The organism is Crenobacter luteus (assembly GCF_004345725.1).
GTDB lineage: Bacteria > Pseudomonadota > Gammaproteobacteria > Burkholderiales > Chromobacteriaceae > Crenobacter > Crenobacter luteus.
In genome coordinates this window covers 1-20,920 of record NZ_SLXG01000008.1, presented here as the reverse complement: position 1 = coordinate 20,920, position 20,920 = coordinate 1, and the positions used below count along the sequence as shown (strand labels likewise).

At 69.6% G+C, this 20,920-nt stretch carries 17 protein-coding genes and 1 pseudogene; 13 read left to right on the top strand and 5 right to left on the bottom strand.

Annotation, left to right across the window (positions count from 1 at the left end; all coding sequences use genetic code 11):
* Window positions 1–60 precede the first annotated feature (60 nt).
* Together rpsA and EV683_RS06520 are read left to right on the top strand one after the other, a co-directional pair.
* Complete coding sequence (gene rpsA, locus EV683_RS06525; protein WP_066612090.1) at window positions 61–1,749, top strand: 30S ribosomal protein S1; 1,689 nt, start codon at window positions 61–63, stop codon at window positions 1,747–1,749.
* An 8-nt stretch (window positions 1,750–1,757) separates the two neighbouring features.
* Entirely contained in the window at window positions 1,758–2,078 is a 321-nt protein-coding gene (locus EV683_RS06520) for an integration host factor subunit beta (protein ID WP_066611525.1), read from the top strand.
* Window positions 2,079–2,214: 136 nt separating this feature from the next.
* Here the strand turns inward: EV683_RS06520 and EV683_RS06515 are convergent, their stop codons facing one another.
* Both EV683_RS06515 and ppa read right to left on the bottom strand, forming a co-directional pair.
* Window positions 2,215–2,928, bottom strand: coding sequence for a hypothetical protein (locus tag EV683_RS06515; protein ID WP_131862245.1), 714 nt, complete (start codon window positions 2,926–2,928; stop codon window positions 2,215–2,217).
* Between the two features lie 220 nt (window positions 2,929–3,148).
* The gene (gene ppa / locus EV683_RS06510) at window positions 3,149–3,676 is read right to left on the bottom strand and encodes an inorganic diphosphatase (protein WP_066611521.1); all 528 of its coding nucleotides are present in this window, start codon (window positions 3,674–3,676) and stop codon (window positions 3,149–3,151) included.
* 157 nt (window positions 3,677–3,833) lie between these two features.
* Between ppa and coq7 the strand changes: the two genes are divergently transcribed.
* Entirely contained in the window at window positions 3,834–4,454 is a 621-nt protein-coding gene (gene coq7, locus EV683_RS06505) for a 2-polyprenyl-3-methyl-6-methoxy-1,4-benzoquinone monooxygenase (RefSeq protein ID WP_066611520.1), read from the top strand.
* A gap of 84 nt (window positions 4,455–4,538) precedes the next feature.
* On the opposite strand, the gene EV683_RS06500 is transcribed toward coq7, so the two are convergent.
* Window positions 4,539–5,942, bottom strand: a complete 1,404-nt coding sequence (locus EV683_RS06500) for a sodium:proton antiporter (protein WP_066611518.1) — start codon at window positions 5,940–5,942, stop codon at window positions 4,539–4,541.
* A 159-nt stretch (window positions 5,943–6,101) separates the two neighbouring features.
* Between EV683_RS06500 and EV683_RS06495 the strand changes: the two genes are divergently transcribed.
* From EV683_RS06495 to cobA, 8 genes are all read left to right on the top strand, one after another.
* A complete protein-coding gene (locus tag EV683_RS06495) occupies window positions 6,102–6,677 on the top strand; it encodes an ANTAR domain-containing response regulator (protein ID WP_066611516.1) in 576 nt (191 codons plus the stop codon).
* A gap of 10 nt (window positions 6,678–6,687) precedes the next feature.
* Entirely contained in the window at window positions 6,688–7,803 is a 1,116-nt protein-coding gene (locus tag EV683_RS06490) for a CmpA/NrtA family ABC transporter substrate-binding protein (RefSeq protein ID WP_131862244.1), read from the top strand.
* 345 nt (window positions 7,804–8,148) lie between these two features.
* The gene (locus EV683_RS06485; protein ID WP_131862243.1) at window positions 8,149–9,357 is read left to right on the top strand and encodes a nitrate/nitrite transporter; all 1,209 of its coding nucleotides are present in this window, start codon (window positions 8,149–8,151) and stop codon (window positions 9,355–9,357) included.
* An 11-nt stretch (window positions 9,358–9,368) separates the two neighbouring features.
* Window positions 9,369–11,036 carry a bifunctional protein-serine/threonine kinase/phosphatase gene (locus EV683_RS06480; protein ID WP_131862242.1) on the top strand — a complete coding sequence of 556 codons (1,668 nt, stop codon included), beginning with the start codon at window positions 9,369–9,371 and terminating at the stop codon, window positions 11,034–11,036.
* 23 nt (window positions 11,037–11,059) lie between these two features.
* Window positions 11,060–13,492 carry a nitrite reductase large subunit NirB gene (gene nirB, locus EV683_RS06475; protein ID WP_131862241.1) on the top strand — a complete coding sequence of 811 codons (2,433 nt, stop codon included), beginning with the start codon at window positions 11,060–11,062 and terminating at the stop codon, window positions 13,490–13,492.
* Entirely contained in the window at window positions 13,492–13,815 is a 324-nt protein-coding gene (nirD, locus tag EV683_RS06470) for a nitrite reductase small subunit NirD (protein WP_066611506.1), read from the top strand. The genes nirB and nirD overlap by 1 nt, the downstream gene beginning before the upstream one ends.
* Window positions 13,816–13,944: 129 nt before the next feature.
* Window positions 13,945–16,659 (top strand): nitrate reductase, encoded by a 2,715-nt coding sequence (locus EV683_RS06465; protein WP_131862239.1) that lies wholly within the window; start codon window positions 13,945–13,947, stop codon window positions 16,657–16,659.
* A gap of 48 nt (window positions 16,660–16,707) precedes the next feature.
* Window positions 16,708–17,463: a uroporphyrinogen-III C-methyltransferase gene (gene cobA, locus EV683_RS06460; protein ID WP_131862238.1), complete on the top strand. Its 756-nt coding sequence runs from the start codon at window positions 16,708–16,710 to the stop codon at window positions 17,461–17,463.
* Between the two features lie 77 nt (window positions 17,464–17,540).
* Here the strand turns inward: cobA and EV683_RS06455 are convergent, their stop codons facing one another.
* Complete coding sequence (locus tag EV683_RS06455; protein WP_066611500.1) at window positions 17,541–17,906, bottom strand: cupin domain-containing protein; 366 nt, start codon at window positions 17,904–17,906, stop codon at window positions 17,541–17,543.
* Between the two features lie 228 nt (window positions 17,907–18,134).
* On the opposite strand from EV683_RS06455, the gene ettA reads away from it, so the two are divergent.
* Both ettA and EV683_RS06445 read left to right on the top strand, forming a co-directional pair.
* A complete protein-coding gene (gene ettA / locus EV683_RS06450; RefSeq protein WP_131862237.1) occupies window positions 18,135–19,802 on the top strand; it encodes an energy-dependent translational throttle protein EttA in 1,668 nt (555 codons plus the stop codon).
* Between the two features lie 241 nt (window positions 19,803–20,043).
* Entirely contained in the window at window positions 20,044–20,646 is a 603-nt protein-coding gene (locus EV683_RS06445) for a CBS domain-containing protein (protein WP_066611496.1), read from the top strand.
* Window positions 20,647–20,761: 115 nt separating this feature from the next.
* Here EV683_RS06445 and EV683_RS14565 read toward each other — a convergent pair.
* Window positions 20,762–20,920: pseudogene (locus tag EV683_RS14565) on the bottom strand (IS481 family transposase); the annotation flags it as partial.

The following is a 20,920-nucleotide window of genomic DNA, read 5'->3' as shown; positions in this document are numbered from 1 at the left end:
AACCAACCTAGCGTGACCTTGGGCGCGCACCGCGAGTTATTGTTAATGACGACCTTTACCATGGAAAACTTCGCCGAACTCTTCGAAGAGTCCCTTTCCCGCCAGGAAATGCGCACCGGCGAAGTGATCACCGCCGAAGTCGTGGCCGTTGATTCCAACTTCGTGACCGTCAACGCCGGCCTGAAGTCCGAGTCGCTCATCGCAGCCGACGAGTTCAAGAACGACAAGGGCGAAATCGAAGTCAACATCGGCGACTTCGTGACCGTTGCGATCGACGCGATCGAAAACGGCTACGGTGAAACCAAACTGTCCCGCGAGAAAGCCAAGCGCCTGGCCGCCTGGATCGAGCTGGAAGAAGCCCTGGAAGCCGGCAGCATCCTGTCCGGCCTGATCAGTGGCAAGGTCAAGGGTGGTCTGACCGTCATGGTCAACGGCATCCGCGCCTTCCTGCCGGGTTCGCTGGTCGACGTGCGTCCGGTGAAGGACACCACCCCGTACGAAGGCAAGCAGATCGAGTTCAAGGTCATCAAGCTCGACCGCAAGCGCAACAACGTCGTGGTGTCGCGCCGCGCCGTGCTGGAAGAGACCCTGGGCGAAGAGCGCAAGGCGCTGCTGGAAACCCTGCGCGAAGGCGCCGTGGTCAAGGGCATCGTCAAGAACATCACCGACTACGGTGCGTTCGTCGACCTGGGCGGCATCGACGGCCTGCTGCACATCACCGACCTGGCATGGCGCCGCGTCAAGCACCCGAGCGAAGTGCTCGCCGTCGGTGACGAAGTCGAAGCCAAGGTGCTCAAGTTCGACCAGGAGAAGAACCGCGTCTCGCTGGGCCTCAAGCAGCTCGGCGAAGATCCGTGGATCGGCCTGTCGCGTCGCTACCCGTCGGGCACCCGCCTGTTCGGCAAGGTGACCAACCTGACCGACTACGGCGCGTTCGTCGAGATCGAGCAGGGCATCGAAGGCCTGGTGCACGTGTCCGAGATGGACTGGACCAACAAGAACGTTCACCCGTCCAAGGTGGTTCAGGTCGGCGACGAAGTCGAAGTCATGATCCTCGAGATCGACGAAGACCGCCGTCGTATCAGCCTCGGCATGAAGCAGTGCCTGGCCAACCCGTGGAACGAATTCGCCGACAACTACAAGAAGGGCGACAAGATCACCGGCGCGATCAAGTCGATCACCGACTTCGGCGTGTTCGTCGGTCTGCCGGGCGGCATCGACGGCCTGGTGCACCTGTCCGACCTGTCGTGGAGCGACGCGGGCGAAGAGGCCGTGCGCAAGTTCAAGAAGGGTGACGAAGTCGAGGCCGTCGTGCTGTCGATCGACGTCGAGAAGGAGCGCATCTCGCTGGGCATCAAGCAGCTCGAAGGCGATCCGTTCAACAACTACGTCGCGATGAACGACAAGGGCGCCCTGGTCAAGGGTACCGTGAAGACCGTCGACGCCAAGGGCGCCGTGGTGCAGCTGGACGGCGACGTCGAAGGCTACCTGCGTGCTTCCGAGCTCTCGCGCGACCGCGTCGAAGACGCCCGCTCGGTGCTGAAGGACGGCGACGAAGTCGAGGTGGTGATCATCGCCGTCGACCGCAAGTCGCGCAACATCAGCCTGTCGATCAAGGCCAAGGACGCTGCCGAGGAAAGCGCCGCCCTGCGTTCGCACGCGGCTGCCAGCGACGCCAACGTCAGCGCCGGCACCACCAGCCTGGGCGCGCTGCTGAAGGCCAAGCTGTCCGGCGGCAACAACGAGTAAGTTGCGTCATGACCAAGTCTGAGCTGATTGCGAGGCTGGCCGACCGCCTTGCCGAGCGCGATTCCGAGTTGGTCTACAAAGACGCCGAGCTGGCCGTCAAAACCATCCTGGATGCGATGGCCAGCAGCCTGGCCCGTGGGCAGCGGATCGAGATCCGCGGCTTCGGCAGTTTCGATCTGAACTACCGTCCGCCGCGCATCGGCCGCAACCCGAAGTCGGGTTCGAGCGTCTCCGTGCCAGAGAAATACGTGCCGCACTTCAAGGCCGGCAAGGAGCTGAGGGAGCGCGTCGACGGCACCGTCCGTCAGAACGGCGAACTCGCCTCCTGAAACAGCCAGTCTGATCCTCCCGAAACGCCGCGATTCGTCGCGGCGTTTTTTCTTTTGTCCGGCGCTGGCGTGACGGGAGGCGGCGCCGGCTCGGGGGCGAAGGGCGCGGGCAGGGTGGGCTGCCCGATGGGGGGGGTCAGGGCGGTGGCGCCTGCCGGCCCCAGAGCCGGTCGAGCACGTCGCACAACAGCCCGCGCTCGCCGAAGGCGTACAGCGTCGCGCCGGCCAGCGCGCGCGCGTAGTGGCCCTGCAGCGCCGGCGGCGTGGCGAATTCGGCCAGCAGGGCGGCGTCGGGCGGTCCGGCTTCGTCGAGGCTGCGCCAGTAGGCATCCGATAGCGCGACGAGTTCGCCGGCCAACGCGCGCTGCGCGTCGAAGAGACGCGGCCAGTCGGGCAGCGGCAACGACGCGTCCTGCGGCAGGGTGAGGCAGGCGCGCGCGAGCGCGTCGAGATAGCGCTGCACGAAGCCGGCCGCGCCGGCCGGGCCGGCGGCGAGCCAGGCGCCCGGCAGCGGCGAGAGCGCGTCGAGCAGCGGGCGAGCGGCGGCGAGCGCGGTTTGGTCGCCGGCGGCGCACATCATGAAGCCGTAGTGTTCGCCGAGCGGATGCCAGGCGCCGGCGAGCTCGACGTAGGCGGCCGGCACCGCGCGCACGAGCGCGGCGCGGTAGCGCGCCGTTTCGAGCGACGGTCGGTCCAGGTCGATCAGCAGGCCGGGAGCGGCGAGGCCCTGCCAGTCGGGCTGGCCGGGCATCAGCGTCGCGTCGGCGCCGACCAGCGTATAGCCCCGGGCCGCGAGGCGGTTCCGGATCCAGGGGAGAGGGGGCGCGTGGCCCAGGGCGGCGATGTCCACTATGCGTCGTGTGCGAGGGGCTGGCGGGCGTGGCGGCGGATCGGCACCGCCGCGCCGTGCGGCCAGGCGGGCGGGGCGCGGCCTTGTCGCCACCCCGTCATCTTGCCTGCGTAGTATAAGCGAAGCGGCCCGGCCGCCGCACCGGCGCCGCGCCGCTGCCCGTGCGCACGAAAAAGCCGGTCGTCGGGACCGGCTTGACGGGCTTGCTGTGGCGGCGCGATCAGGCCTTGAAGCGCGCGACGCCTTCTTCGAGCTCGACGCGGGCGGCGTCGATGCCGTCCCAGCCCTGGATCTTGACCCACTTGCCCTTTTCGAGGTCCTTGTAGTGCTCGAAGAAGTGGACGATCTGGTCGCGCAAGAGCTGCGGCAGGTCTTCCAGCTTCTGGATGTCCTTGTACATCGGGCACAGCTTCTCGACCGGGACGGCGACCAGCTTGGCGTCGACGCCGCCGTCGTCTTCCATCTTCAACAGGCCCAGCGCGCGGCAGCGTACCACCACACCCGGCGGCAGGCCGAACGGGGTCACCACCAGCACGTCGACCGGGTCGCCGTCGCCGGCCAGCGTGTTCGGCACGAAGCCGTAGTTGGCCGGGTACATCATCGAGGTGCCCATGAAGCGGTCGACGAAGATCGCGCCCGAGTCCTTGTCGAATTCGTACTTGATCGGCGCGCTGTTGGCGGTGATTTCGATCACGACGTTGAAGTCGTTCGGCATGTCCTTGCCCGGGGCGATGCGTTCCAGATTCATTGACTTAAGTCCTCTCGCTAGGTGTTGAGGTCGGTTAACCTCACGATTATACCAGCTTGCGCGGCGCTGTCCGGCGCCGGCCCGCCGTGCGGCGGGCGGGTCGCGGCGCGCCGGCGCGGGTATAATGTTTGCCATCCTTTTGCGACGAGACGACAAGATGCTCGACAAGCTGATCATCGAATTCGACAAGGGCGTACGCACGCTGTTCGCGCCGGCGGCGAGCCGCCGTCCCTACCCGGACGCGCACCTGCCCGAGGCCGAGCTCACCGACGCCGAGAAGCGCCACGCGCTCGGCCTGATGCGCGTCAACCACTGCGGCGAGATCTGCGCGCAGGCGCTGTACCAGGGCCAGGCGCTGACCGCGCGCGACCCGGCCGCGCGCGAGGCGCTGCGCCACGCGGCGATCGAGGAGGAGGAGCACCTGGCGTGGACCGAGCGCCGCATCAGGGAGCTGGGCGGCCATCCCAGCCTGCTCAACCCGCTGTGGTACACCGGTTCGCTGGCGATCGGCGTCGCCGCCGGCCTGTTGGGCGACAAGTGGAACCTCGGCTTTCTCGAGGAGACCGAGCACCAGGTCGGCGCCCACCTCGACAGCCACCTCGCGTCGCTGCCCGAGGGCGACGCCAAGAGCCGCGCGATCGTGGCGCAGATGCGCGACGACGAAGCCGAACACGCCAAGACCGCGCACGCGCTCGGCGCGGCGCCGCTGCCGGCGCCGGTCAAGGGGCTGATGAAGCTGAGCTCGAAGCTGATGACGACGGCGAGCTACCGGATCTGATCCGGCGCGCCCAAAAGGCTCGGCCAACCTTATAAAGGTTGGCCGAGCCTTTTTTCATGGCCGCGCGGGCTTGCCGGCGTGGGCTCAGAAGAACACGAAGCTCATCAGCACGAACAGCGGGATCAGCACCGCGCCCGACCAGGCGATGTAGCCGAAGAAGGACGGCATCGCGACGCCGCGTTCCTCGGCGATCGCCTTGACCATGAAGTTGGGCGCGTTGCCGATATAGCTGTTGGCGCCCATGAACACCGCGCCGACCGAGATCGCCGCCAGCGTCGTCGCGCCGTGGCTCATCAGCTGCGCCGCGTCGCCGCCGGCGAGGTTGAAGAACACCAGGTAGGTCGGCGCGTTGTCGAGGAAGCTCGACAGGATGCCGGTCAGCCAGAAGTAGGCGATGTCGATCGGCGCGCCGGAGGCGTCGGTGACCTGCGCGACCAGCGGCGCGAATGCGCCGGCCTGGGCGGCCTTGAGCATCGCCAGCACCGGGATCATGGTCGCGAAGATGCCGGCGAACAGCTTGCCGACTTCGAGCATCGGTCCCCAGTTGAAGGCGTTGGCGGCGCGGCAGCGGCCCGGCGTCAGCGCCAGCGACGCGGCGGTGATTGCGATCAAGAGCGCGTCGCGCGCCAGATCCTGCAGTTCGAGCTCCATGCCCAGCACCGGCACCGCGACCCCCGGCTTCCAGGTGCCCGACAGCAGTACGGCACCGACGATGGCGGCCAGGAAGGCGAGGTTGACCTTGCCCTCGAGCGTGACGCGCGAGTCGGGCGTCGGGTCAGGCAGCGGCGGCAGGTCTTCCTCCTTGCGGTAGAAGTGGCGGTCGAGCGCGTAGAAGGCCACCAGCAGCAGCGCGCTGGCGAACAGCGTGAACGGCAGCAGGTGGGTGAAGGTCCAGCCGAAGCTGACGCCCTTGAGGAAGCCGAGGAACAGCGGCGGGTCGCCCAGCGGCGTCAGCGAACCGCCGACGTTGGCGACCAGGAAGATGAAGAACACCACCACGTGCGTCTTGTAGCGACGGTTGTCGTTGGCGCGCAACAGCGGGCGGATCAGCAGCATCGCCGCGCCGGTGGTGCCGGTGAAGCTCGCCAAGAGCGTGCCGACCGCCAGAAAGCGCGTATTGGTCCACGGCGAGCCGTGCAGGTTGCCGCGCAGGTAGATGCCGCCGGCGACGGTGAACAGCGCGGTCAGCAGGATGATGAACGGCAGGTACTCGAACAGCAGCGTGTGCGCCAGTTCGTGCGCGACCGTGCCCCAGCCGAGCGAGACGCCCATCGGCACGATCAGCGCCAGCGCCCAGCCGGCGGCGATCTTGCCGAAGTGGTGGTGCCAGACGGACGGCAGCAGCAGCGGCATCAGCGCGATCGACAGCAGAAGGCCGGCGAACGGCAGCGCCCACGGCAGCGTGAGGCTCGCGCCGTCGACCGCCGCGCGTGCGGCCAGCGGGGCGAGGCCGAGGAGCAGCGCGGCCGAACGGGAAGTCGGTCTCATCAGCGATTCCTTATAGCCAGTATTCAAAGCCGCCGATTCTAGCAGCGGGCGTCGCGCGGCCGCGCGTCAGGTTAACCCTCGCGGAGCAACCCCTCGCGCAGCCGGGCACGGTGCTTGCTTGAAATGGACTGTCCCTCGGCCAACCCCGTCCGCAGAACCATGACCCGCGTCCTTCTGATCCACGACACGCCCATCCACATCGACCGGCTGTCGGCCGCGCTCGTCGCCGCCGGCTGCGAGGTGGTGGCCGAGCTCGGTTCGGCGCTGTCGCTCGCCGCCGCGGTCGCGCGCCACGCGCCGGACGTGATCATCGTCGACGCCGCCTCGCCCAGCCGCGACGCGCTGGCCGGCCTGTGCGCCGTCAGCGCCGAGAGCCCGCGCCCGATCGTGATGTTCACCGGCGAGCGCGACCCGGCGGTGATGCGCGCGGCGGTCAGGGCCGGCGTGACCGCCTACATCGTCGACGGCCTCGCGCCCGAGCGGCTCGCGCCGGTGCTCGACGTCGCCATCGCGCGCTTCGAGGAGGAGCAGCGGCTGCGCGCCGAGCTCGACGCCGCGCGCCGCCAGCTCGCCGACCGCAAGTGGATCGACAAGGCCAAGGGCCTGTTGATGGCCAAGCGCGGTCTCTCGGAGGACGCCGCCTACCGGCTGCTGCGCAAGAGCGCGATGGAGCAGGGCCTGCGCGTCGCCGAGGTCGCGCGTCGCCTCGTCGAAGCCTCGCAACTGCTGTCCTGAAAGAAACGCCATGACCGCCGATTTCCTGCTCGTCCCCCGTCCCGCCGTCTCGCCGTTCGCGCCGTCCGAGGCGACGCGGCTGACGGTCGGTTTCCTGCCGCTGACCGACTGCGCGCCGCTGGTCGCCGCGGTCGTGCTCGGCCTCGACCGCCGCTTCGGCCTGACGCTGGAGCTCAAACGCCAGCCGTCGTGGAGCGCGTTGGCCGAGGGGCTCGCCAGCGGCGCGCTCGACGCCGCGCAGGCGCTGTACACGCTGCCGTTCGACATGACGCTCGGCCTGTCCGGCCCGGCCGTGCCGACGTCGATCCTGATGGGGCTGAACCGCAACGGCCAGGGCGTGACGCTGTCGAGCCGGCTGGCCGAGGCCGGCGTCAGCGACGGCGCCTCGCTCGCCGCCCACCTGCGCCGCGCGCGCACGCGGCCGCGCTTCGCCGACACCTACCCGGGCGGCACGCACGCCTTGTGGCTGCGTCGCTGGCTGATGCAACACGACATCAGCCCGACGCGCGACGTCGAGATCCTGACGCTGCCGCCGCCGGCGATGGTCGACGCGCTCAAGGCCGGCGCGATCGACGGCTTCTGCGCCGGCGAGCCGTGGCACGCGGTCGCGATCGCGCAAGGCGCCGGCTTTACCGCCGCCACCAGCCCGGCGGTGTGGCCCGACCACCCGGAGAAGGTGCTGGCGGTGCGCGAGGACTGGCTCGACGCGCACCCGAACGCCGCGCGCGCGCTGATCGCGACGGTGCTGGCCGCCTGCCGAGAGCTCGACGCGCTGCCGTACAAGACGAGGTTGGCCGAGCTGTTGGCCAGCCCCGACTACCTCGACCTGCCGGCCGCCGCGATCGCGGCGCGGCTGGCCGGCGACTACGACGACGGACGCGGCCGGCGCTGGCGCGAGCCTCACCCGCTGCTGTTCCACGACGGCGGCGCGGTCAACCCGCCGTACTGGTCGGACGCGCGCTGGTTTCTCGACGAGTGGCGGCGCTGGGGCTGGCTGCCCGAGTCGGTCGACGCCGACGCGCTGGCGCGTCGCGTCGGCCGCTTTGCGCTCTACGCGGAGGTCGCCGACGCGCTCGGCATCCTCGCGCCGGCCTCGCCGTGGCGGCTGGCCGGCGGCCCACGCTGATGCTGCGCGCTGGTGCAGGCGACCCGCCGTCCGCACGCCGATGGTGCACCGCAACGGCCCGCCCGCTCCCCGGGGCGGGCTTTTTCGTGCCCGGCGGCGCGTCGCCGGGCTGGCACGGCGCTTGCATAAGCTAGGGCGAGGCCGCCGAACCGATCGATCCCGTTTCCTCTGCTGATGTCGGGATGCGGATGGCGGCGTCCTCGCACCGGCTCAACGGCGAGCCGCACTCACAATTCGACAGGGTCCAACGGCGGACCCGACAGGACAACGGCGTCCCTGCCGGTTCTCTTTGCGAGAACCCGGCAAGGGCGCCTTTTTCATTGCTGTGCGTTTCGGGAGAGCGTCATGAACAAGAGCTTCTGGCAGTCCGGCCACACGCCCACGCTGTTGGCGTCGTTTTTCTATTTCGACCTGAGCTTCATGGTCTGGTACCTGCTCGGCCCGCTCGCGGTGCTGATGGCGGCCGACCTGGCGCTGACCGCGCAGCAGCGCGGGCTGATGGTCGCCACGCCGACGCTGGCCGGCGCGCTGTTGCGCATCGTGTTCGGCGTGCTGGTCGACAAGATCGGGCCCAAGCGTTCGGGGCTGATCGCGCAGCTGATCGTGATCGGCGCGCTCGCCGCCGCCTGGCTGATCGGCGTGAACTCCTTCGAGGCGGCGCTGCTGCTGGGCCTCTTCCTCGGCGTCGCCGGCGCCGCGTTCGCCGTGGCCTTGCCGCTGGCGTCGCGCTGGTATCCGCCCGAGCACCAGGGCACGGCGCTCGGCATCGCCGGCGCCGGCAACTCGGGCACCGTGTTCGCCGCGCTGTTCGCGCCGGCGCTGGCGCTCGCCTACGGCTGGCAGAACGTGTTCGGCCTCGCGCTGATCCCGCTGGGCCTCGCCTTCCTGGTGTTCGCCGTCGCCGCCAAGGACGCGCCCAACGCGCCGCCGCCCAAGTCGCTGTCGCAGTACCTGTCGGTGCTGTCCGACCCGGACGCCTGGTGGTTCATGGCCTTCTACTGCCTGACCTTCGGCGGCTTCATCGGCCTGGCGTCGTCGCTGCCCGGCTACTTCCACGACCAGTTCGGCATGGGGCCGGTACAGGCCGGCTACGCGACCGCCGCCTGCGTGCTGGCCGGTTCGATGATGCGCCCGATGGGCGGCGTGCTGGCCGACCGCGTCGGCGGCATCAAGAGCCTGCTCGCCGTGTACGGCGTCGCGGCGCTGGCCATCGTCGGCGCCAGCGTCGCCGGCGGCGCGGCGGCGACGATCGCGTTGTTCATCGTCGCGATGCTCGCGCTGGGCGCCGGCAACGGCTCGGTGTTCCAGCTCGTGCCGCAGCGCTTCGCGCGCGAGATCGGCGTGATGACCGGCGTGATCGGCATGGCCGGCGGCGTCGGCGGCTTCCTGCTCGCCGCGGGCCTCGGCGTCGTCAAGCAGCACACCGGCGGCTACACGCTCGGCCTCGCGCTGTTCGCGGTGCTGCTCTTGTCCGGCTGGATCGGTCTCTCCAAGGTGAAGCGTCGCTGGCGCACCACCTGGGGCTCGTCCGAACTGACCTCGGCCCGCGTGTAAGGACCCGCACCGTGAACGCGCCCGCCACCCGTCTGCCCGCGATCGCCTGGGGCGTCGCCAGCGCCGCCGGCCCCAAGCCGGTCAACCAGGACGCCTGGTTCGTCGTCGAGCCGGACGCCGAGCCGGCGACCGCGACGATGGCGCGGCGCGGCGTGCTGGCGCTGCTGGCCGACGGCGTCAGCGGCTCGGCCGACGGCGGGCGCGCGGCGCGCGAGGCGGTCAGGGAACTCGCCGCCGACTTCTACGCCGCGCCCGAGCGCTGGCGCGCCGCCGAATTGTTGCCGCGCCTGTTCGTGCGTCGCCACCTGCGGCTGTGCGCCGCCGACAACGCGGGCATGAGCACGCTGGCGGCGCTGGCGCTCGAAGGGCGCCGCGCGGTGGTCGTCCACGTCGGCGACACCCGCGTCTACCGCTTGTCCGGCGGCCGCTGCGACTGCCTGACGAGCGACCACGTCCACGCGTCGCCGGCGATGCGCCACGTGCTGACGCAGGCGCTGGGACTTTCCGGCGAACTGGCGCCGGCGTGCCGCGAGTTCGACGTCGCGCCGGGCGAGCGTTTCGTGCTCGCCAGCGACGGCGTGTGGTCGGCGCTGGAACCCGCAAGGTTGGCCGAGCTGTCCGCTCTGCCCGACGCGCAGGCCGCCGCCGACGCGCTGGTCGAGGCGGCGCTCGCCGGCGGCGGCGAGGACAACGCCAGCGCGCTGGTGCTGACCGTGCTGTCGCTGCCGGTCTGCGACGCGCCCGATGGCGGGGCGCCGCTGCCGGGCCGTCTGGCGGTCGGCGACCAAATCGACGGCCTGACGGTGCGCGAGCGCCTGCACGACAGCCCCGGCGGCCGCGTGGTGCGCGTCGCGGCGCAGGACGGCGCCGAGTGCCTGCTGAAGACGCTCTCGCCGCGCCTGGCCGGCGACGAAGCCGCGCTCGCCGGGCTCGACGCCGAGGAATGGCTGCTGCGCCGCTTCGCCGGCCCCGGCGTCGCCGAATGGCGGCCGCACGCGCCGCGCCGCGCGCGCTACCTGCTGATGACGCAGCACGCCGGCGCCACGCTGGCCGAGCGCCGCGCGCGCCGCGAGGCGTGGAGCGTGCCGCAGGCGCTGGGCCTGACCGGCAAGTTGCTCAAGTCGCTCGCCTGGCTGCACGGCGAGGGCGTCGCCCACGGCGACATCAAGCCCGACAACCTGCACCTGGCCGACGACGGCGCGCTGCGCCTGCTGGACTTCGGCGCCGCGCGCGTCGCCGGGCTAATCGAGCCGGCGCGCGCCGCCGGCACGCCGAGCTTCATGGCGCCCGAGCTGTTCGACGGCGCGCCGGTGTCCGAGGCGTCCGACGTCTACGCCGCCGGCGTCACCGTCTACTGGCTGCTGACTGGCCACTACCCCTACGGCGAACTGGAAGCCTTCCAGCGCCCGCCCGACGCCAAGCCGGTGCCGCCGTCGCGCTACCGGCCGGACATCCCGGCCTGGTTCGAGGCGCAGATCCTCAAGGCGGTCGCGCGCGACGCGACCGCCCGCTACCCGAGCGCCGCCGCCTGGCTCGCCGCGCTCGCCCGGGGCGACGCGGACGCGCCGCCCGCGCCGTCGCCGGCCCGCCGCGTCGCGCTCGCGCTGTGGCAGCGCATCGCGCTGGTGTCGCTCTCGCTCAACGTCTTGCTGTTTTACCTGTGGGCGCTCTCCCGCTAGCGCCCGCGACGAAAGGAAGCATCATGGATCGCAAGAAACTCGTCCTCATCGGCAACGGCATGGCCGGCGTCCGCGCGCTCGAAGAACTGTTCGCGCTCGTGCCCGACGCCTACGACGTCACCGTGTTCGGCGCCGAACCGCACCCGAACTACAACCGCATCCTCCTGTCGCCGGTGCTGGCCGGCGAACAGGACTTCGACGACATCGTGCTCAACGACCTCGCCTGGTACGCCGAGCACAACATCCGCCTGCACCTGAACTGCAAGGTCGAGCAGATCGACCGCGAGAACCGCGTCGTGCGCGGCCAGGACGGCACCGAGGCGCCGTACGACGTCGCCATCCTCGCGACCGGTTCGCAGCCCGTCATCCTGCCGGTGCCGGGCAAGGAGCTGTCCGGCGTGCTCGCCTACCGCGACATCGCCGATACGCAGGCGATGATGGACGCGGCCGCCACCGGCGGCGACGCGGTGGTGATCGGCGGCGGCCTGCTGGGCCTGGAAGCCGCCAACGGCCTGATGAAGCGCGGCATGAAGGTCACCGTCGTGCACCTCGGGCGTTGGCTCTTGGAGCGCCAGCTCGACGAAACCGCCGGCCGCCTGCTCGAAGACTCGCTCGCCGCGCGCGGCATGGACTTCTGTCTCGAGGCGCAGACCGAATCCATCGTCGACGACGGCGCGGGCCGCGTCGCCGGCGTCAAGCTCGCCGACGGCCGCTTCTTGCCGGCCAAGCTCGTCGTGATGGCGGTAGGCATCCGGCCGGACACCGCGCTGGCCGAGGCGGCCGGCCTAGCCTGCAACCGCGGCGTCGTCGTCGACGACACGCTGCGGACGTCCGACCCTTCGATCTACGCGCTCGGCGAATGCGCCAACCACCGCGGCGTCGCCTACGGCCTCGTCGCGCCGCTGTACGAGATGGCCAAGGTGCTGGCGCAGCACCTGGCCGGCCCGAGCGAGGCGGCCTACCAGGGTTCGCTCTTGTCGACCAAGCTGAAGGTGACCGGCATCGAACTCTTTTCGGCCGGCGACTTCATGGGCGGCGAGGGCTGCGAGGACATCGTGCTGTCCGACCCGGCCGCCGGCCTCTACAAGCGCCTCGTCATCAAGGACGACAAGCTGGTCGGCGCCTGCCTGTACGGCGACAGCGCCGACGGCGGCTGGTACTTCAAGCTGATGCGCGAGGGCCGCGAGTTGGCCGAGACGCGCGACCGGCTGATGTTCGGCGAAGCCTTCCACCTGGGCGACGCCGGCCACCAGGGGATGAGCCGCGTCGCGGCGATGGCGGACGGCGACGAGGTGTGCGGCTGCAACGGCGTGTGCAAGGGCACCATCGTCAAGGCGATCGCCGAGCAGGGTCTGATGAGCGTCGACGCGGTGAAAAAGCACACCAAGGCGGCCAGCTCCTGCGGTTCGTGTACCGGTCTCGTCGAGCAGATCCTCTTGAACACGCTGGGCAGCGATTTCCAGGAAAGTCCCAAGACCCGCGCGGTGTGCGGCTGCACCGAGCACACCCACGGCGAGGTGCGCGCGGCGATCCGCGACCGGCACCTGACCACCATCCCCGACGTGATGCGCGCGATGAACTGGCGCACGCCGAACGGCTGCGCGAGCTGCCGCCCGGCGCTGAACTACTACCTGGTGTCGACCTGGCCGCGCGAGGCGGTCGACGACCCGCAAAGCCGCTTCGTCAACGAGCGCGTGCACGCCAACATCCAGAAGGACGGCACCTTCTCGGTGATCCCGCAGATGAAGGGCGGCGTGACCAACGCCGACGAGCTGCGCCGCATCGCCGACGTCGCCGACAAGTACCAGATCCCGATGGTCAAGGTCACCGGCGGCCAGCGCATCGACCTGCTGGGCGTCAAGAAGGACGACCTCGTCAACGTGTGGAAGGACCTCGGCATGAAGTCCGGCTACGCCTACGGCAAGTCGATCCGCACGGTGAAGACCTGCGTCGGCTCCGAGTTCTGTCGCTTCGGCACGCAGAACAGCACGCAGATGGGCATCGACCTCGAAACCATGCTCGGCCGCATGTGGAGCCCGCACAAGGTCAAGCTCGCGGTGTCCGGCTGCCCGCGCAACTGCGCCGAATCGGGCATCAAGGACGTCGGCATCATCGGCGTCGACTCGGGCTGGGAGCTCTACGTCGGCGGCAACGGCGGCATCAAGACCGAGGTCGCGCAGTTCTTCGTCAAGGTGAAGACCGCCGACGAGGTGCGCGAGTACGCCGGCGCCTTCCTGCAGTTGTATCGCGAGGAAGGCTTCTACCTCGAGCGCACCGTGCACTACCTGGCGCGCGTCGGCCTCGAGCACGCGAAGGCGAAGGTGATCGACGACGCCGAGAACCGCAAGGCGCTGTACGAGCGGCTGCTGTTCTCGCTCGACGGCCTGCCCGACCCGTGGGAAGAGCGCGTAGAGGGCGCGCAGCAACACGAATTCAAGACGCTGGAGGTGCTGTGATGGAAGCCAACAACAACTGGAAAGCCGTCTGCGCGCTCGCGGACATCCCCAAGCTCGGCAGCCGCGTCGTCAGGCGCGCCGCCGGCGACGACATCGCGCTCTTTCGCACCGAGACCGACGCGGTGTTCGCGCTGACCGACCGCTGCCCGCACAAGGGCGGCCCGCTCTCGCAGGGTCTGGTGGTCGGCGAGGCGGTGGTCTGCCCGCTGCACGGCTGGGCGATCCAGTTCTCGGACGGCCACGCCTGCGCGCCGGACGAGGGCTGCACCGGCAAGCACCCGGTGAAGGTGGTCGACGGCGTCGTGTGGCTGTCGCCGGTGTGAGCAGCGAACCTGGCCCGCCAATTGCTTTATCAGCGGCAAGGCACTGAGGAAAAACGGTTTGGCGCAGCGTCGCGCCAGACCGTTTTCAACCAGGTTGGCCGAGCCCGGCCAACCCGCGAGGAGAACAGCATGACCCACACCGTCCGCTCCACCTGCTGCTACTGCGGCGTCGGCTGTGGCGTATTGATCCACACCGACGGCGAACGCATCGTCGGCATCGACGGCGATCCGGCCCACCCGGCCAACTATGGGCGGCTGTGCACCAAGGGCCGCACGCTGCCGCTCACCACCGGCGACGCCGGGCGCGTGCTTGCGCCGATGTTGCGCGACGGCCGCGACGACGCGCGCCAGCCGGTATCGTGGCAGACGGCGATCGCCACCGCCGCCGACCGTTTCGCCGCCGTCATCCGCGAACACGGCCCCGACGCCGTCGCGTTTTATCTCTCGGGCCAGTTGCTGACCGAGGACTACTACGTCTTCAACAAGCTTGCCAAGGGCCTGATCGGCACCGCCAACGTCGACACCAACTCGCGCCTTTGCATGTCGAGCGCGGTGTCGGCCTACAAGCTCGCCTTCGGCGCCGACGGCCCGCCGACCTGCTACGACGACCTCGAGGCCGCCGACCTGGTGCTGTTCGCCGGCAGCAACGCGGCCTACGCGCACCCCATCCTGTTCCGCCGCCTCGAAGAAGCGCGCGCCGCGCGCCCCGGCGTCAAGTGGATCGCGATCGACCCGCGCCGCACCGACACCGCCGCGATGGCCGACCTGCACCTGGCGATCCAGCCGGGCACCGACGTCGCGCTGTTCAACGGCATGCTGCACCACCTGATCTGGGAAGGCCGGCTCGACTTTGATCTGATCGGCCTGCACAGCGAGGGTTTCGACGCGCTCAAGAACGAAGTGCGCGCCTACCCGCCGCACCGTGCCGCCGAGATCTGCGGCATCGACGAGGCGGACCTCGTCACCGCCGCCGACTGGTTCGGCGACGCGAAAGCCGCGCTGTCGCTGTACTGCATGGGCCTCAACCAGTCCAGCCACGGCACAGACAAGAACCTCGCGCTGATCAACCTGCATCTGGCGACCGGCCAGATAGGCAAGCCCGGCGCCGGCCCGTTCTCGCTGACCGGCCAGCCCAACGCGATGGGCGGACGCGAGGTCGGCGGCATGGCGACCATGCTCGCCTCGCACCGCGACCTTGCCAACCCGGCGCACCGCGACGAGCTTTCCGCGTTGTGGGGCGTGCCGGCCGAACGACTGCCGGCCAAGCCGGGGCTGACGGCGGTCGAACTGTTCGACGCCCTCGAAGCGGGCACGGTGAAGGCGGTGTGGATCGCCTGCACCAATCCGGCGCATTCGATGCCCGATCTGAACAAGGTGAGGGCGGCGCTCAACAAGGCCGAATTCGTCGTGCTGCAGGAAGCGTTCGCCGACACCGACACCGCGCCGTTCGCCGACCTCTTGTTGCCGGCGAGCTCCTGGGGCGAGAAGGAGGGTGTAGTCACCAACTCCGAGCGCCGCATTTCTCGCGTGCGCGCCGCCGTGAAAGCGCCCGGCGAGGCGCGCGCCGACTGGCATATCGCGCGCGACTTCGCGCAGGCGCTGCAGGCGCGCCTCGCGCCGTCCGAGCCCGCGCTGTTCGACTTCGACTCCCCCGAGGCCGTGTTCGTCGAATACCGCGCGACCACCGTCGGGCGGGACATCGACATCGGCGGCGTCAGCTACGCATTGCTGGAGGCCGCACCGCAGCAGTGGCCGCTGCCGGCGGGGGAAAAGCTTGGCCGAGCGCGCCTCTACACCGACCGCGTGTTCAACACCGAGTCCGGCCGCGCGCGCTTTCACGCCGTACCCTACCTGCCGGTCGCCGAGGTGCCGAACGCGCGCTACCCGTTCCGCCTACTGTCCGGCCGCTTGCGCGACCAGTGGCACGGCATGAGCCGCAGCGGCCGCGTGCCGCAGCTGTTCGAGCACGCCGCCGAGGCGCGGCTGGGAATGAACCCGGGCGACATGGCGCGCCGCGGCCTCGCCGACGGCGACCTGGTCGCGGTCGCAAGCCGCCGCGGCGCGCTGGTGTTGCCGGTCGAGGCGGCCGCCGGCACGCCGTCGGGCAGCCTGTTCCTGCCGATGCACTGGAACGGCCAGTTCCTGCAGGACGCTGGTGTCAACCTGATGACCTCGCCGGCGCGCTGCGACAAGTCGGCGCAGCCGGAACTCAAGCACGCGGCGGTCAAGCTCGTGAAGCTCGACCTGCCCTGGCGCTGCATCGCGGTGGTCGCCGGCGACGTGCAGGACCTGTTCGCGCTCTTACGCCCGCTGTTGGCCGGCTGCCGCTACGCGAGCCTGAGCCTGGTCGGGCGCGAGCGGCCGGCGGTGAAGCTGACGGTCGCCGACGAGGCGGCGCCCGAGGGCTGGCTGGAAAAACTCGACGCGGCCTTGGGCTTGTCGGGCGGTCCGGACGGTCTCGGCTACCGCGACGACAAGCGCGGCGTCGACAAGCGCGCGCAGTGGCGCGACGGGCGGCTCGTCGCCTTCCGGCTCGCTGGCGAAACCGCCGCCGAGGCGTGGTTGACCGAGATCATGCGCCAGGGCGGCGGCTGGGCCTTCCCGCGCCCGTGGGCCTTCCTGCCGAGCGCGACCGCACCCGCCGGCGCGCCGGCGCCGTCTCGCATGGTGTGCAACTGCAACGGCGTCTCCGAGTCCGCGATCGTCGCGGCGCTCAAAGCCGGCGGCTCGCTGGCGGCGGCGCAGCAGGCGACCGGCTGCGGCACCGCCTGCGGGTCGTGCCTGCCCGAGTGCAAGCGGCTCGCCGCGGCGACGCTGACGAATACCGAATCCGTGCCGGTTTAGTTCATCGCCGACGTTGGCTCGGCCAAGCTTTGAAGTAGAGGACGCATCATGGAAAACGCATACGGCAAGGTCTGGCTGATCGGCGCGGGCCCCGGCGATCTGGAACTGTTGACGCTCAAGGCCGCGCGCGTGCTCGAAAGCGCCGACGTGCTGGTCGTCGACGCGCTGGTCGACCCGGCGGTCGCGCGCTTCGCGCCCAAGGCGCGCGTCGTCACCACCGGCAAGCGCGCCGGCTGCCGCTCGGCGCCGCAGGACTTCATCCAGCGGCTGATGCGCCGCTACGCGCGCCAGGGCAAGACGGTGGCGCGCGTGAAGGGCGGCGACCCGCTGCTGTTCGGCCGCGCCGGCGAGGAGATCGCCTACCTGACCGACAACGGCATCGCGGTCGAGGTGGTCAACGGCGTGACCTCGGCGCTGGCGGCGGCGGCGAGCCTGACGGTGTCGCTGACGCACCGCGACTTCGGCGTCGGCGGCGTCACCTTCGTCACCGCGCACCGCCAGGACCACAGCGCGCCGGACTGGGCGGCCTTGGCCGCCGCCGGCACCACGCTGGCGGTCTATATGGGCCTCAACCGCGTCGACGAGGTCGCCGACGGCTTGCTGGCAGCGCTGCCGGCGTCGACGCCGGCGGCGGTGGTCGCCTGCGCGTCGACGTCGTCCGAGCGCAAGCTCGTCACCACGCTCGGCGCACTCGCCGCCGATTGCCGCGCCGCCAAGATGCCGGCGCCAGCGCTGATCCTGGTCGGCGACGCGCTCGGTGCGGCGATCGGGACGGCGCTGCCCGCCGAGCGCGCGGTCGCCTGAGCCGCTCGGCCAACCCTGAGGCAGCAAAAAAGCCCGGCGCGTCCGCGTCGGGCTGGTCGTTGGTCGGATGGCCCGCCTCATCGGGCGCGGGCGTAGTCGATCATGCCCTGGAAGTCGACCACCACCGCCGGCTCGTCGCCGACCACCCAGGCGTCGTGGCCCGAGGGCAGTAGCGATACGTCGCCCGGCCGGCATTCGATCTCGGTGCCGTCGTCCATCTTCACCATCAGCACGCCCGAGACGTGGTACTGGAAGTGCGGCGCCTCGCAGCTTTTGGTGTGCACCAGGGGTTGCACCGATTCGGCCCAGCGCCAGCCGGGCTGGAACACCGCGCGGCCGACGGTCGCGCCGCCGATGGTGACGAGCTCGACCCGCCCGAGCGGGAATTCGCGCACCTCGTCCGGTTTGTCGAAGCTTTTCCGTTCCGCTTTGGCGTCTGTCATGGCTTGTCCTCCTCAACTTAAGGGGCTGGGGCGCGCGCCGCGCCTCGGTCGAGGGGCAGGATGGCTGGGACGGGATCGAGGCGGGGCAGGGGCCCGGGCTTTAAAGATAGCGGATCACGCCGCGTCGGCCGCGCGCTTTTTTGCAACAGCGGCGCGCGCGCCTGACCCTTTCGTACGGCGTTTGTTACACTTGGGCGCTTAACTGTCAGCGAAACGGAATTCCCAGACATGGCCCAATACGTGATGTCCATGCTCCGCGTGAGCAAGGTGGTGCCGCCCAAGCGCCAGATCATCAAAGACATTTCCCTTTCCTTCTTTCCGGGCGCCAAGATCGGCCTGTTGGGCCTGAACGGCGCCGGCAAGTCGACCGTGCTGCGCATCATGGCCGGCGCCGACAAGGAGTACGACGGCGAAGTGACCTGGCAGCCGGGCGTCAAGATCGGCTACCTGCCGCAGGAGCCGCAGCTCGACCCGGAAAAAACGGTGCGCGAGGAGGTCGAATCGGGCATGGGCGACGTGATGGGCGCGCAAAAGCGCCTCGAGGAAGTCTACGCCGCCTACGCCGAACCGGACGCCGACTTCGACGCGCTGGCCGAGGAACAGGCCCGGCTCGAGGCGATCATCTCGGCCGGCGCCGGCGACAACGTCGAGCACCAGCTCGAGATCGCCGCCGACGCGCTGCGCCTTCCCCCCTGGGACGCCAAGATCGGCCCGCTGTCGGGCGGCGAGAAGCGCCGCGTCGCGCTGTGCAAGCTGTTGCTGTCCAAGCCCGACATGCTGCTCTTGGACGAGCCGACCAACCACCTGGACGCCGAATCGGTCGAATGGCTCGAGCAGTTCCTGGTGCGCTTCCCGGGCACCGTGGTCGCCGTGACCCACGACCGCTACTTCCTCGACAACGCCGCCGAGTGGATCCTCGAACTCGACCGCGGCGAGGGCATCCCGTGGAAGGGCAACTACTCGTCGTGGCTCGAGCAGAAGGAAGCCCGCCTCGAGACCGAGGCCAAGCAGGAAGGCGCCCGCATCAAGGCGATGAAGCAGGAACTCGAATGGGTGCGCCAGAACCCCAAGGGCCGCCAGGCCAAGTCCAAGGCGCGCCTCGCCCGCTTCGAGGAGCTGTCGAGCTACGAAACGCAGAAGCGCAACGAGACGCAGGAGATCTTCATCCCGGTCGCCGAGCGCCTCGGCAACGAGGTGATCGAGTTCGAGAATGTCTCCAAGGGCTTCGGCGACCGCCTGCTGATCGACAACCTGAGCTTCAAGGTGCCGGCCGGCGCCATCGTCGGCATCATCGGCCCGAACGGCGCCGGTAAGTCGACGCTGTTCAAGATGATCGCCGGCAAGGAAGCGCCGGATTCGGGCACGGTGAAGATCGGTCAGACGGTGCAGATGGCCTTCGTCGAACAGAGCCGCGAAGGCCTGGACGCCGACAAGACCGTGTTCGAGGACGTCGCCGGCGGGCTGGAACTCGTCACCGTCGGCAAATTCGAGATGTCGAGCCGCGCCTACCTCGGCCGCTTCAACTTCAAGGGCGCCGACCAGCAGAAGAAGGTCGGCATGCTGTCGGGCGGCGAGCGCGGCCGTCTGCACCTGGCCAAGACCTTGCTCAAGGGCGGCAACGTGCTCTTGCTCGACGAACCGTCGAACGACCTCGACGTCGAAACGCTGCGCGCGCTGGAAGACGCGCTGCTGGAATTCGCCGGCACCGTGTTCGTGATCTCGCACGACCGCTGGTTCCTCGACCGCATCGCCACCCACATCCTCGCCGCCGAGGGCGACTCGCAGTGGACCTTCTTCGACGGCAACTACCAGGAGTACGAAGCCGACAAGAAGAAGCGCCTCGGCGAAGAGGGCGCGAAACCGAAGCGCATCCGCTACAAGCCGATCAGCCGCTGAGCGGTTAAAAGCTGGGCCAACCCCGTTGCCGCCGCCAGGCGGGACGGGGTTTTTTGCGTTTGGTCAATTCGTAACAATCACCCGCGCCGGGGGGGCTTTCATGCCGGCGGGAAACGTGCATAGAATGAGGGCGTCTTCACGGTTGTGCCGGCGAAAGCCCCGCCGTGACAGGTGTGCAGGCGCATGCGGTGCCCCGGCACCCGGCCGCGATAAAACCACAAATACGCAGAGGAGACCCCTCATGGAAAGCCAGTTCCAGTCCCTGCCCACCATCGCCCTTCCGCAAGAGACCGACCTCATCCGCCTCGACGCGCGTCCGCGCCGCTCGGTGGCGATGGACAGCCCGGCCCTCGAGGTGATGACCGACCTGAAAACCGTCGACCCGGTCAGCGTCCACGAGGATACCCCGCTCGACGACGCCCACCGCGAGATGGTCAGCCGCGGCATCCGCCTGTTGTTCGTCACCGACGACGACGGTCGCCTGACCGGCCTGATGACCGCGACCGACGTGCTCGGCGAGCGTCCGATGCAGTGCATGCTCGAACACGGCAAGCGCCACAGCGACGTGCTGGTGCGCGACGTGATGACGCCGCGCGCGCAGCTCGAGGCGCTCAAGCTCGACGACATCGCCAACGCCAAGGTCGGCCACATGGTCGCGACGATGAAGCGCCTCGGCCGTCAGCACGCGCTGGTGGTCGAGATGAACCGCGACACCGGCCACTACGAGGTGTGCGGGCTGTTCTCGACCTCGCAGATGGCGCGCCGCCTCGGCATCTCGCTGAACTTCATCCGCGTGCCGCAGGCCTTCTCCGAGATCCAGCACTCGCTCTTGCACGAAAGCTGAGCCCTGCGTCAGCGATGAAAAAGGCAGCCCGCGGGCTGCCTTTTTTGTGGTTCTTCACGGAATAATGGGAACGTGAGGTAAAAGCCGGATGGGAGAACGGCGGTGCAAGGTAGGTGTCCAGTCCCGGACGATTGCAAACGCGTTTTTTGAACAAATCTGGGCGCTGTTTCTGCCATTCCTTCATGGCCTGAATCGGCGTCCGGTGCTGCAGGGCGAGCTGCGGCAGATGCTGGTTGTAGAGCAGGACATAACGCTCCAGTGTGGTTGAGAGATC